This is a genomic window from Clostridium sp. OM02-18AC, from assembly GCF_003481825.1.
Taxonomy (GTDB): Bacteria; Bacillota; Clostridia; order Lachnospirales; family Lachnospiraceae; genus Brotaphodocola.
Genome location: NZ_QULW01000017.1, coordinates 22,728 through 35,188, shown reverse-complemented (window position 1 = coordinate 35,188; position 12,461 = coordinate 22,728). Strand labels below are relative to the sequence as shown.

Sequence of the window (12,461 nt, the reverse complement as noted above, 5' to 3'; positions counted from 1 at the left end):
CGTGTGAATGTATTTGTATAACCGTTTCATCGTTTTATAAATGGCTGCCTCCTGCAATGCAGGTGACAGCCCCAAAATCTGGATTTTTATTAAGCCTGTGCAGATGCAAACTCCCGCATATATGCTTCCACTTCCGCTGTAGTCGCAAAGCTCATGGCCTTGTCTGCCACTGCCTGAAGTTCCTCAATGCTGTAATTGGTGATCAGCTTTCTGGAATACAGGATCGCAGACGCACTCATACTGAACTCATTCAATCCAAATGCCAGAAGCAGCGGGATCATCAGTGGATCACTTGCCGCCTCGCCGCACATACCTACCATAATTCCCGCTTCTCGGCCGCAGGTGATGATGCGCTTAATGCTGCGCAGGACTGCCGGATTGAATGTGGAATACAGATAAGATACCTTATCGTTTCCGCGGTCTACGGACATGGTGTACTGGGTCAGGTCATTGGTTCCTATGCTGAAGAACGCTGCCTCTTTTGCGAAGACATCTGCCATCAGGGATGCAGCTGCCGTCTCCACCATGATACCGACTTCGATATCTTTCTTGTACGGGATATTCTTCTCATCTAATTCTTTCTTAATCTCTTCGATCAATGCTTTCGCCTCGCGAAGCTCCTCAATGCAGGTGACCATCGGTACCATGATCTTGATGTTGCCGTAAGCACTGGCACGAAGCAATGCACGAAGCTGTGGTCTGTATACATCGTCTTTACGGTCCAGACAGAAACGGATCGCACGGTAGCCCAAAAACGGGTTTTCATCTTTGGTCAGACCCATATACGGAATTTCTTTGTCGCCGCCGATGTCCAGGGTGCGGATGATGACCGGCTTGCCCTTTAAGCCCTCAGCAACAGCCTTGTAGGCCTCAAACTGCTCTTCCTCGGTTGGCATGGCAGTGCGGTCCATAAATAAGAACTCCGTACGGAACAGACCAACACCCTCGCCATCATACTGGAACACCTTTTCCAGATCTTCCGGTTTTCCGATGTTTGCAACCAGCTCAATGTGCACGCCGTCCTTTGTCACGGTTGGTTTGCCAATATACTGCTCCAGTTCCTGTTTCTCTTTCAGGAATTTTTCCCGCTTTTCAGAAAACGCATCGACCACTGTCTGGTCTGGATCCACATAAACCACACCTTCACTGCCATCCAGCACGATCACGTGACCGTTTTTCACCTGATTCATCAAATCCGGCACTGCTACCACAGCTGGAATTTCCAATGCGCGGGCAAGAATTGCACTGTGGGAAGTCTTGCCACCCAGTTCTGTTACAATGCCCGTCACATGCTCCGGGTTAATCCCTGCTGTCATGGACGGAGTCAGATCTTTCGCTACCAGAACGCTGCCCGCCGGAAGTGATGCAATGTCCACACTCTCCACGCCAAGCAGTTCCCGCTGCATGCGGGTCTTAATATCACGCATATCGGTTGCACGCTGCTGCATCAGCTCATCGTCCATTGCCGCAAACATATCTGCATAGGTCGTACATACCTGCTCAATCGCATATTCTGCACAGATGCCCTCGCCGGTTACAGTGCTTTCAATCTCCCCCGTCAGCATCGGATCCATAAGCAGCATCATATGCCCCTGCATGATCTCCGCTTCCTTCTCCCCTACTCTGGTTGCGAGATCTGCTGCAAGTTCTTCGGTTTTCTTGAGAGTTTTCTCGAGCGCCCCCTTAAAGCGTTCTACCTCAGCCGCTGCATCTGCAACTGCCGCTCTCTGGATCACCAATTCTTTTTCTTCTACGATCACGGCATTCCCAATGCCGATTCCGGAAGAAGCGTTTGTACCTTTTAACATGATACGTCCTCCTTATTAATTATTGATTTCTATTATGAAACTGCAGCCGATGCATCGTTGCTGTTCAAATATGCATGCTCGGCAATCCTGCATCTGCAGATATCATACATCTGGCGTTCTTACTCCCCAAGTCCGCTTTCGATGACTCCAATGACTCCGTCAAGTGCTTCCTGCTCATCTGGTCCCTCGCAGATAAACTCTACTTCGTCCCCACATTTGATGCATGCACCCAGCACGCTGAGTACACTTTTTGCATTGGATGTGGTATTGCCAAAATGAAATTTAATGGATGATTTATACTTGATGGCTTCATTGCAAAGCACCCCGGTAGGGCGAAGATGAAGTCCTGATACATTTTTGATAACAATTTTTCTGCTAACCATGTTATCCCTCTTTCTGTCAGCCGACGTTTGCGCCGCTCGTCTCTGTGTCTTGTAATTTTGTCGTGTCGTTTTCTGTACTTGTTTCTGATTCTGTTGTTTCTTCCTCTGCCTGTGTGGTCTGCTCCAGCTGTGCCGCCGGACCTCCTGCCGTCACTTCGATATTGAAAGCAGAAACAGAGATCAGTTTAAAGTTTTTGCCAAGACCTCCCATATTCAGGGTTCCTGTATGGATGCCAAGCTGCATACCGGACAGATTGATGACTGCTTTTAAATCTGCGGCCTTTAATGTGTCCAGATCTTCTTTCAGCCCCTGAAGCTTCACTTCCAGCCGCGCCGGCACCAAATGGTAATGATAATAATCTGCACCATTTTCCATGGAAATATCCGACTCACCCAAACTGATGGTTCTGGTGGTGAGCTGCTCTACCTTCAGGCGAATGGTAACATTTGCGTCATCAGCATTTGCCAGAGTCACATCTTCCGGAAGATAATCATTTAAATTCACGGTTACTACCTTATCCTGCGTAGCCCCGGAAATATTGAGTACCGAAGATGGAATCGTAATCTTGTTTACTGATGCAAGACTGTTTTTCAATCCCAGAACGGAAACATTTTTTGTGCTGCATTCCACGCCCGTATACTGGTAACCAAACGCAGCCGTGCCCGTCACGTCGAAATCCATTGGAAGTGTTTTTACCTTGCTGATCTCCAGACTGTACTGGATCTGGGCCGGACTCACACTCACACGGTCGCTGACCGAGATCTCGTTGCCGTTTGCATCATAAAATACAGGTTCTGTTGTTCCGTCGACGTTATTCTCCAGACCATTTACATTCAGTTCAATTCCCACATGGTTGATCAGTCCCACCTGGGAAGTCGGACCTTCCACCGTCACATGGTCCGGTGTCAGAATTGCTTTGTTGATCGCATATTCTTCTGCCAGACTTCCATAGGTATTCATGATCAGGGAAAACTGCTTGCTCTGAAGTTCTTCCGTCTGAATACGAACCACGCCAGGACGGCTTTCCGCATTGTAGATCAGTTCTTTGTTGTTCAGCACTTCGATCTTCACCTGCACGGATCCGGTCACATCGTAGAGCTCCGCCAGGTCTACATACGCACGGAAATCGGATGAACGGATCTTATAGGCATCCTTGGTCCGCACCTCAAAGTATACCGTTACGGTGTCTTTTCCGCCAAGTTCATAGGTTCTGCCTGCTTTGGTCAGTACCTGCTCGTTTACGATCTCTAATGGAACTTCCTTGCTCCCCGTCACCTCCGGATTTGAGACGTTCACAACGACCAGCCACATAAAAAAAGCCAGAAAGCAGGAAAGAATCTTTAGTCCAAGATTATTTATCAGCTTTTCTTTCATTTCTGCGCTTTCCCTTCCAAATTTTTAACAGCGTGCCATTGGTTTCCTCCTGCGTCTCCGCAACAGCCAGTGCTTTTCTTAAGTCTTCTGCTGTAGGGATTCTTCTCAAAGTTCCTTTTTCTACAACAGATACCCGGCCTGTCTCTTCTGATACCACAACGGTAAGGCTGTCTGTCACCTCGCTGATTCCAACTGCTGCACGGTGTCTGGTTCCCAGATCCTTACTGATCGTCATGTTGTCAGACAATGGCAGATAGCAGGTAGCTGCCGTAACACGGTTTCCGCGGATTACGACCGCGCCGTCATGAAGCGGCGTGTTATGTTCAAAAATATTGATCAGCAGCTGGCTGCTGACTACTCCGTTGATCTCGATACCGGTACGCTCGATTTCTTTCAGGGAAACGTTGCGTTCGATGACCATAAGAGCACCTGTTTTGACTTTTGCCATCTCAAAGGTTGCTTTTACGATCTCATTTACCGTACGCTCTGAAAAGCCCTGACTTTCTTTGTTATCATCAAAAGAAAAAAGTTCTGAGATCAGATTTCGGCTTCCCAGCTGTTCCAGGGCTTTTCGCAGTTCCGGCTGGAAAATGATCACCAGCGCCGTTACCGCGATACCGCCGGTTTTTCCAAGGATCCACAAAATCGTGTCCCAGTGAAAAATTGCCGCAGCCACGGCAAATGCAAGGATCATCGCGATTCCGCGCAGCAGATACCATGCCCTGGTGCTCTTGATCCACAACAATGCATAATATACCAGGATCGTCAGTATGATGATCTCGGTTAAATTGGAAAACGTAATTCTTGGCAAAAAGGAGATCCAGGAGCGCATGCCCTGAAAAATCATCTCCACATTCTGGAATATGCCAGTCATACCTGGTCCTCTCTTTCTCTTTCTATATTTTCATTCCAGAAAAATTCATTCCGAAACAGCAGCTATGATTCTCTGTACTTACGGTCATGTCTGCCCCGTGCCGGATTGTTAATGCGCTGCACTTTGACATCCGTCCGCGTTACTGCCACTTTCGGCACTGCCTTAACATAATAGACGTAATCATCGTCCTCATACTGTACATATTCTGTCCGTGTGTAATCTACCGTAAACACAAAGAAATGATACAGCAGCGCCACACACATAGAAACCAATGCACCGATCAGCAATTCCACGATCGGGATCGATACATGGAACAGGAAATCTCCGACAAAAACAGCTGCAAGCTGTGCGATCGTACCCGTCACGATTGCAATTTCCCATGCATAATCCAGGGACATATTGTGAAGCATGTATACACAGAGGATTCCAACCATGCACACCATGATCATGACTGCGATTGCCTGGTTTGACAAAAGTCCTCGGATGATCTGCACAAATTTCTGGGTGATATCGACCGATGCATCGTTAGATAAAACGCCTGCATTCTGTTTTACATAGGAAATAATGTAGTAAATCACAACACCACTTCCGATCGGGATCACGGAAAGCAGACTGCCAGACAAACCGGCCAGAAGCGGTACTGCTAACGGAATCTTCAGCAAAAATGCCATCGGTGTCAGCACCAGCCAATAGCTGTCTCCCGGCTGAAACCCATAATAAAGAAGGATAACGATAATCAGGATGACTGCCGTGATCAATGCCATCTCCATAGAAACCGCATAAATGTGGACCAGCATAACTGCCCCAAGCAGACAGCCAATCGCCCCATACGGAAGAAATGCACTAAACAATGCCAGGATCAGCATCGCCGCAAGTCCGGTAAGTTCTGTCCGGTATCCGATATTGCTGCTCAGCAGCGCTACTGCGGTCAGACTGTAAATAAATTTGACAACACCATGAACCAGTGTTGCATACTTTCCATAAAATGATTTCAGCCGTTCTTTAAGTACGAGAAATATCATCATAGCGGCTGCCCTCCTTCGTCAGTTCTCTGGTACGGCTTTGCACATCGTACCGTTTTTCCAGCCTTTTCAGCTTTGCGATGTAAACCCGCATACCGCGTCTTGCATATTCATAACGCTTGCTGCTGACAAGCCCGGTGATGATGAGATACAGGACAAGCCCGGCAACATAGAAGATCACGCCCATTCTGGCAGCACCCATCACTTCGTTTAACTCCATCACGTTAAGCAGGCGCTCCATACTGTAAAGGACCCAGATGAGTGCACATAAAATAAAGCAGACTGTGTAAGCAAAGAAAGACCTCATCATACGGCCGCTGATATAATCGCTGCGAAAAAAACGGTTTGCAGGAACAATGTGTTTTCCCTCCCGTTTTTCGAACATGGCAATGCTTGTCATCAGTTTTATTTTGTCTTCATTGAGCATAAAATGTTCTCCATCATCTATTCATTAAAGCATACTTTTTACTCGTGACTCTGTCACTCGTTTGCCTCGTCGTTCGCCAAAAACATGTAAACATGTTTCTGGCTCTCTTGCACTCGTTATATCTTACCATATTTATTCTGTCAATGCCACCGTTCCGGCATTTTTTTATCTTTTTTCAGTATAACACAAAAATACCGCCATGTAAAACACAGCGGTATCTTTCCAGAACAGTTTGTCTGTTTCATAACGTATTTTATTCGTCTACACTATAGTTTGGTGCTTCTTTGGTAATATGGATGTCGTGCGGATGGCTTTCTTTTAAGGAAGCTGCGGAAATCTTCACGAAACGTCCGGTCTCCTGCAGGGTCGGAATGTCTTTTGCTCCGCAGTAGCCCATACCGGAACGAAGTCCGCCGAGCATCTGGAACACGGTATCCTCTACCAGACCCTTGTAAGCTACACGACCCTCAACGCCTTCCGGAACCAGCTTCTTTGCGTCAGACTGGAAGTAACGATCCTTGCTTCCGTTCTCCATAGCTGCGATGGAACCCATACCACGGTAAACTTTGTATTTTCTGCCCTGATACAGTTCGAAAGTTCCCGGGCTCTCGTCGCATCCTGCAAACATGCTTCCCATCATGCAGACATTGCCGCCTGCTGCGATGGCCTTAGTGATATCTCCAGAGTACTTGATACCGCCATCTGCGATGATCGGGATACCATACTCTTTCGCAACTGCGTAGCAGTCCATAACTGCAGTGATCTGCGGAACACCGATGCCTGCAACCACACGGGTAGTACAGATAGAACCAGGTCCGATACCAACCTTAACTGCGTCTACACCAGCCTCGATCAGAGCCTTGGTTGCCTCGCCGGTTGCAACGTTTCCTGCGATAACCTGTACATCCGGATATGCTTCTTTGATCATTCTGACGCAACGCAGAACGTTCTCGGAATGTCCATGAGCGGAGTCTAAAACGATCACGTCAACATGTGCCTTTACCAGAGCTTCGACACGATCCAGTACGTTTGCAGTGATACCAACAGCTGCACCACAGAGCAGACGACCCTGTTCGTCCTTTGCGGAGAGCGGATATTTGATCTGCTTTTCAATATCCTTGATGGTGATAAGTCCTTTTAAGTTGAAGTCATCATCAACGATCGGAAGTTTCTCTACTCTTGCTTTTGCAAGGATGCGCTTTGCTTCCATAAGGGTGATGCCCTCTTTTGCGGTAACCAGATGCTCAGACGTCATGCACTCTTTGATCTTCTTGGTGAAATCTTCCTCAAATTTTAAGTCACGGTTGGTGATAATACCAACCAGCTTGCGGCCCTCTGTGATCGGAACACCGGAGATGCGGAACTTCGCCATAAGCTCATCAGCATCTTTTAAGGTATGCTCCGGGGAGAGGAAAAACGGATCAGTGATGACACCATTCTCCGAACGTTTCACCTTGTCTACTTCCTCTGCCTGCGCTTCAATTGACATATTCTTGTGGATGATACCAATACCGCCCTGACGCGCCATGGCAATCGCCATACGGTGTTCTGTAACGGTATCCATGCCCGCACTCATAAGCGGAATGTTCAGTTTGATTTTCTTGGTCAGATAAGTGGTTAAATCTACCTGATTCGGAATAACCTGGGAATAAGCCGGCACCAGGAGCACATCGTCAAACGTAATGCCCTCACCAATAATTGTACCCATTATTCGTTCCTCTCTTTCTTTTGTTTTTTGGTTCATAATATTTCAATGGCTAGCTCCGCTCTTTTATTAGCGTAGCTAATATTTCAGCGTCATTGAATCTATTGAACTTATTAATTGCATATTGTAGCAAATTTCTGTCCGCTTGTCAAATACTTCTGAAAGGAATTTGTCCGTGAAGAATTTTATTGAAAAAAGAAGAGGCGGAACTGCTCCGAAAGGGACAATTCCGCCTGTAAGGTTGTTGGGTATTATATTTTTCACCAAAGGTTCACTCGTGAACCCCGCGCTAACGCGCTCCATGTCTGCTGTCGCAGACGGTTCACTCGTTAAGACGCTGGGAAAACAAATGTCTGCTTCGCAGCCGCTTGTTTTCCCTGGTCGCGTCTTACATCATTCCGCCCATGCCGCCGCCGGCTGGCATTGCCGGAGTTTCTTCTTTGATGTTTGCTACTACAGACTCGGTGGTCAGAAGGGTAGATGCTACGCTGGTTGCGTTCTGCAGTGCGCTTCTGGTAACCTTAGCCGGATCCAGGATGCCAGCCTTGATCATATCAACATACTCTTCCTTGTATGCATCGAAGCCATAGCCTACCGGAGACTCTTTTACCTTATTGATAATAACAGAGCCTTCCAGACCTGCGTTTGCAGAAATGTGGAACAGCGGAGCCTCCAGAGCTTTCAGGATAATCTTACCACCGGTCTTCTCATCGCCCTCAAGGCTGTCTACTACAGACTTGATCTCCTGGGTTACATGAACATATGCAGAGCCGCCGCCTGCGATGATGCCCTCTTCTACTGCTGCTCTTGCTGCAGACAGTGCATCTTCCATACGAAGCTTTGCTTCTTTCATCTCGGTCTCGGTTGCAGCGCCGACACGGATGACTGCTACGCCGCCTGCCAGTTTTGCAAGACGCTCCTGCAGTTTCTCTTTATCAAACTCAGAAGTGGTCTCACCGATCTGTGCACGAATCTGTGCAACTCTTGCTGCGATCTCGTCCTTGTTGCCGCAGCCGTCAACGATGATGGTGTTCTCTTTCTGAACTTTTACGGATTTTGCACGACCAAGCTGCTCCATGGTGGTATCCTTCAGTTCAAGGCCAAGCTCCTCGGAGATAACGGTACCGCCGGTCAGGATAGCCAGATCCTTTAACATCTCTTTTCTTCTGTCGCCGTAGCCCGGTGCTTTCACACCAACAACAGTAAAGGTACCTCTTAACTTGTTGACAATCAGGGTGGTCAGTGCCTCACCCTCGATGTCCTCTGCTACGATCAGCAGTTTGGAACCGGACTGTACGATCTGCTCCAGAACCGGAAGAATCTCCTGGATATTGGAAATCTTCTTATCGGTAATGAGGATGTACGGATCGTCCAGGTTTGCTTCCATCTTGTCCATATCGGTGCACATGTAAGCGGAAACATAACCACGGTCGAACTGCATACCTTCTACCAGGTCAAGTTCGGTCTTCATGGTCTTGGACTCCTCGATGGTGATCACGCCGTCTTTGGAAACTTTCTCCATAGCGTCTGCTACCATCTCGCCGACCTCATCGTCTGCTGCGGAAATAGATGCAACACGTGCGATGCTGTCTCTGCCGGAGATCGGCTGGCTCATCTTTGCGATTGCCTCAACTGCAGCCTCGGTTGCTTTCTTCATGCCCTTTCTTAATACGATCGGGTTAGCGCCTGCTGCCAGGTTCTTCATACCTTCGTTGATCATGGCTTGTGCCAGAACAGTTGCGGTGGTGGTACCATCACCAGCTACGTCGTTGGTCTTGGTTGCTACTTCTTTTACCAGCTGTGCGCCCATGTTCTCAAACGGATCTTCCAGCTCGATCTCTTTTGCGATGGTCACACCATCGTTGGTGATGAGCGGAGCACCGAAAGACTTATCCAGAACAACGTTTCTTCCTTTCGGTCCAAGGGTTACACGAACGGTATCTGCTAACTGATTAACACCTGCCTCCAGGGCTTTTCTTGCTTCTACGCCATATTTAATCTGTTTTGCCATGACTAAATTCCTCCAGTTTCTATCAATAAATAATGTTTGATCTCTTATTCAATAACTGCCAGAATATCATTCTGTTTTACAACAACGTACTTCTCGTCCTCAACCTCTACTTCGGTTCCAGAGTACTTGGAGTAGATAACCTTATCACCCGGTTTTACCTGCATGGTGATCTCTTTGCCGTCAACCACACCGCCAGGACCTACTGCGATAACCTCTGCCTGCTGTGGTTTTTCTTTTGCCTGGCCCGGAAGTACGATACCAGATTTGGTAGTCTCCTCTGCCACAAGCTGTTTTAATACAACCCGATCAAATAACGGTACTAATTTCATGGATAACTCCTCCTTACATCGAATCTTTTTTTCGCTGCTGTTTCCATACCAGAAAACAACCGCTTTTCTTTTTTTCCGGGGGCTTTTCAATGCCCTCTCTGATGTACATTACCATTTATAGCACGAGTTGTTAGCACTGTCAATAGTTGAGTGCTAATTTTATCATTTTTTTATAAGTTAGCCCTTTTCTTTTTCACAGCTTCGTATTAAAATAAACGCAAGACAGATATTCAGGAAAGGGGTAGTGTATTATGGCAAAAAAATTTGGTAAACTGATGGCTCTTGCAACCATCGCCGGAGCTGCTGCTGCCGGTATTTCCTATCTTGCGAAATATCATTCTTTTCATAAAGAACTGGATGAAGATTTCCATGATTTCGAGGATGAGGACGATACCGAAGTGCCAGACAGCACCATGAGCCGCAACTATGTTTCACTCCATGCTGACAAAGATGAATTTCTCGTAGCTGCAGGTGACATGATGAATGCAGCAAAAGATGCTGCAAGCGCTGCAAAAAATATGGTTAAGGATGCTGCCGCTATCATGGCAGACAACACCCGCGAGGCAGTCAGTGTTGCCCGCGATGGCGCACAGAAAGCTGGCACTGCGGCGGAAGACGCAGCTGAAAAAGCTGAAACCGCTGTGGAAAATGTAGTAGAAAAAACAGAAAGCGCCGTAGAAGACGCTGTCATCAAGACAGAGGACGCTGTGGAAAATATCGCTGAGACCGTAGAGGATGCCATGGCTGAAACCGCAGAAAAGCTGGAAGACGCGGCCGATCAAGCCGAGGACATCACACCGGAAGATACTCCGGTCGCAGACACTTCCGTGGAAGATGCGGCGGAAGAACCGGCAAAATACGAGCAGGCGCCTGCCGAAAAACCGTCTGCGACCACAGTCAGTGACGACACAGAAGCATAACAAACAAAAAAGCATATGGAATTACAAAAACGGATCCGCGTTCTTTTTAAGGGACACGCGATCCGTTTCTTATTTTCTGGTTTGTTTCTATTTGTACATTCCCCTTTTCGGTCTTCGTTTTTCCGTTTTTCTGTATTTTATTCTTTCTTTTTTGTTTGCATATATCTGTATCACGTTTTACTTGCACAGTTTTCGTTCCAGCATCTGTTCAAAATTTCAATGCCCTCCCGAATCGCATCTTCACTCAGGCTTGCATAACCCAGCACGACTGTGGCAGGCCGGTGATTATGCTCCGGATGAATAAAATAACTGCTCAGTCCATAAACCTTCACGCCAGCTTCTGCCGCTTTCCGGATCAGTTCCGGTTCCGACTCTCCCGTTTTTGAAGTCAGCAGAATATGAATCCCGGCATGTTCGCCGCGGACCTCGAACTGCTCTTTCAGCGGCTCGATCTGGTCGATCAGAAGATCATGCTTTGTCTTGTAGATCGCACGCATACGGTTTAAATGCCGTTCAAAATATCCCTGGGATAAAAACTGATACAGAATGTTCTGGTCAATGCGCGATACCGTAGACGCATAGAATGATGTCTGGCTGCGATAACGCGCAAGGAGCGGCTTCGGCAGCACCAGATAGCTGACACGAATTGCCGGGGCAATGCACTTGGAAAACGTTCCAAGATAAATCACCTTTCCGCTGCGGTCCATGCCCTGAAGCGCCGGAATCGGCTTTCCACGGTAGCGGAATTCACTATCGTAATCATCTTCTATGATATAACGCCCCGCTTCTTCCACTGCCCACTTCAAAAGCTCCTGGCGCCGCCCGACCGGCATCACAACTCCGGTAGGGAACTGATGGGACGGCATCACATAAGCGACATTGGCACCGCTCTCTGACAGAATCGATGGCTCCATACCATTGGCATCCATCTCCACCGGGCAGACCTCATAACCCAGGCTGTGAAACACCCGGTACGCCTGCTTGTAAGTCGGGTTCTCCATGGCAATCACATGCTTTCCTTCTAGGATCTGCGATAACAGCATCAGCAGGTACTCACTTCCTGCACCCACAATGATCTGCTCTGTGCTGCAGTTGACCCCACGGGCAGAATGCAGGTAGCTGCGGATTGCCTCGCGAAGCCCCGGCTCCCCCTGATGGTCTCCAGAGTGAAACATCTCTTTGTTGTCATCAACCAGCGTATTGCGGCTCAGCTTGCGCCACACATGATAAGGGAAGCTGTCCAGGTCAATTCCCCGCGGGGAAAAATCCACACGCCACCCTGCATCCGGCTCTGCCGCAGTCTGCATCTCCTCCGTGCCGGACGACCCGGTCTCCACCAATTCCTCCAGATGACTGACAAAATAGCCGCGGCACGGCCGAGCTTCCATATATCCCTCGGCCAGCAGCTGGTCATAGGCCATCTGCGTTGTGCTGCGGCTAACTTTCAAATGCTCCGCCAGTACCCGCGTAGAGGGAAGACGGTCGCCTGCCTTTAAGGCACCGCTCCGGATCTCTGCGCAGATATGGGAGTAAATCTGTTCATACAGTGGTTTTTTCGACCGGGAATCCAGCGGAATCAAAAGTTCCATAATCTTATCCCCTAATCT

Annotated in this window: 11 protein-coding genes; 1 reads left to right on the top strand and 10 read right to left on the bottom strand. The window is 48.1% G+C overall.

What is annotated here, in order from left to right:
- Positions 1–89: 89 nt before the first annotated feature.
- The 9 genes from ptsP to DXB18_RS12090 form a co-directional block, all read right to left on the bottom strand.
- The gene (ptsP, locus tag DXB18_RS12130; RefSeq protein WP_118708075.1) at positions 90–1,808 is read right to left on the bottom strand and encodes a phosphoenolpyruvate--protein phosphotransferase; all 1,719 of its coding nucleotides are present in this window, start codon (positions 1,806–1,808) and stop codon (positions 90–92) included.
- Between the two features lie 119 nt (positions 1,809–1,927).
- Positions 1,928–2,191 (bottom strand): HPr family phosphocarrier protein, encoded by a 264-nt coding sequence (locus DXB18_RS12125; RefSeq protein ID WP_118543708.1) that lies wholly within the window; start codon positions 2,189–2,191, stop codon positions 1,928–1,930.
- Positions 2,192–2,207: 16 nt separating this feature from the next.
- Complete coding sequence (locus DXB18_RS12120; RefSeq protein WP_118708073.1) at positions 2,208–3,566, bottom strand: CdaR family protein; 1,359 nt, start codon at positions 3,564–3,566, stop codon at positions 2,208–2,210.
- A complete protein-coding gene (gene cdaA, locus DXB18_RS12115; RefSeq protein ID WP_118708071.1) occupies positions 3,544–4,440 on the bottom strand; it encodes a diadenylate cyclase CdaA in 897 nt (298 codons plus the stop codon). The genes DXB18_RS12120 and cdaA overlap by 23 nt, the downstream gene beginning before the upstream one ends.
- Before the next feature lie 62 nt (positions 4,441–4,502).
- The gene (locus DXB18_RS12110) at positions 4,503–5,465 is read right to left on the bottom strand and encodes an ABC transporter permease (RefSeq protein ID WP_118543711.1); all 963 of its coding nucleotides are present in this window, start codon (positions 5,463–5,465) and stop codon (positions 4,503–4,505) included.
- Positions 5,443–5,889, bottom strand: coding sequence for a hypothetical protein (locus DXB18_RS12105; RefSeq protein ID WP_118543712.1), 447 nt, complete (start codon positions 5,887–5,889; stop codon positions 5,443–5,445). The genes DXB18_RS12110 and DXB18_RS12105 overlap by 23 nt, the downstream gene beginning before the upstream one ends.
- 253 nt (positions 5,890–6,142) lie before the next feature.
- On the bottom strand, positions 6,143–7,597 hold the full coding sequence (gene guaB, locus DXB18_RS12100; protein ID WP_118543713.1) for an IMP dehydrogenase: 1,455 nt from the start codon (positions 7,595–7,597) through the stop codon (positions 6,143–6,145).
- Positions 7,598–7,982: 385 nt separating this feature from the next.
- Positions 7,983–9,605, bottom strand: a complete 1,623-nt coding sequence (groL, locus tag DXB18_RS12095) for a chaperonin GroEL (RefSeq protein ID WP_118543714.1) — start codon at positions 9,603–9,605, stop codon at positions 7,983–7,985.
- 44 nt (positions 9,606–9,649) lie between these two features.
- Positions 9,650–9,934: a co-chaperone GroES gene (locus DXB18_RS12090; protein WP_118543715.1), complete on the bottom strand. Its 285-nt coding sequence runs from the start codon at positions 9,932–9,934 to the stop codon at positions 9,650–9,652.
- 251 nt (positions 9,935–10,185) lie between these two features.
- Here DXB18_RS12090 and DXB18_RS16225 point away from each other — a divergent pair, with 251 nt between their 5' ends.
- On the top strand, positions 10,186–10,854 hold the full coding sequence (locus tag DXB18_RS16225) for a hypothetical protein (protein WP_182430565.1): 669 nt from the start codon (positions 10,186–10,188) through the stop codon (positions 10,852–10,854).
- Positions 10,855–11,024: 170 nt separating this feature from the next.
- On the opposite strand, the gene DXB18_RS12080 is transcribed toward DXB18_RS16225, so the two are convergent.
- Entirely contained in the window at positions 11,025–12,443 is a 1,419-nt protein-coding gene (locus DXB18_RS12080; protein ID WP_118708069.1) for a PLP-dependent aminotransferase family protein, read from the bottom strand.
- Positions 12,444–12,461: the final 18 nt, after the last annotated feature.

Coding starts and splice junctions, on each gene's coding strand:
- ptsP (WP_118708075.1), bottom strand. CDS start 1,808: ATGTTAAAAGGTACAAACGCTTCTTCCGGAATCGGCATTGGGAATGCC.
- DXB18_RS12125 (WP_118543708.1), bottom strand. CDS start 2,191: ATGGTTAGCAGAAAAATTGTTATCAAAAATGTATCAGGACTTCATCTT.
- DXB18_RS12120 (WP_118708073.1), bottom strand. CDS start 3,566: ATGAAAGAAAAGCTGATAAATAATCTTGGACTAAAGATTCTTTCCTGC.
- cdaA (WP_118708071.1), bottom strand. CDS start 4,440: ATGACTGGCATATTCCAGAATGTGGAGATGATTTTTCAGGGCATGCGC.
- DXB18_RS12110 (WP_118543711.1), bottom strand. CDS start 5,465: ATGATGATATTTCTCGTACTTAAAGAACGGCTGAAATCATTTTATGGA.
- DXB18_RS12105 (WP_118543712.1), bottom strand. CDS start 5,889: ATGCTCAATGAAGACAAAATAAAACTGATGACAAGCATTGCCATGTTC.
- guaB (WP_118543713.1), bottom strand. CDS start 7,597: ATGGGTACAATTATTGGTGAGGGCATTACGTTTGACGATGTGCTCCTG.
- groL (WP_118543714.1), bottom strand. CDS start 9,605: ATGGCAAAACAGATTAAATATGGCGTAGAAGCAAGAAAAGCCCTGGAG.
- DXB18_RS12090 (WP_118543715.1), bottom strand. CDS start 9,934: ATGAAATTAGTACCGTTATTTGATCGGGTTGTATTAAAACAGCTTGTG.
- DXB18_RS16225 (WP_182430565.1), top strand. CDS start 10,186: ATGGCAAAAAAATTTGGTAAACTGATGGCTCTTGCAACCATCGCCGGA.
- DXB18_RS12080 (WP_118708069.1), bottom strand. CDS start 12,443: ATGGAACTTTTGATTCCGCTGGATTCCCGGTCGAAAAAACCACTGTAT.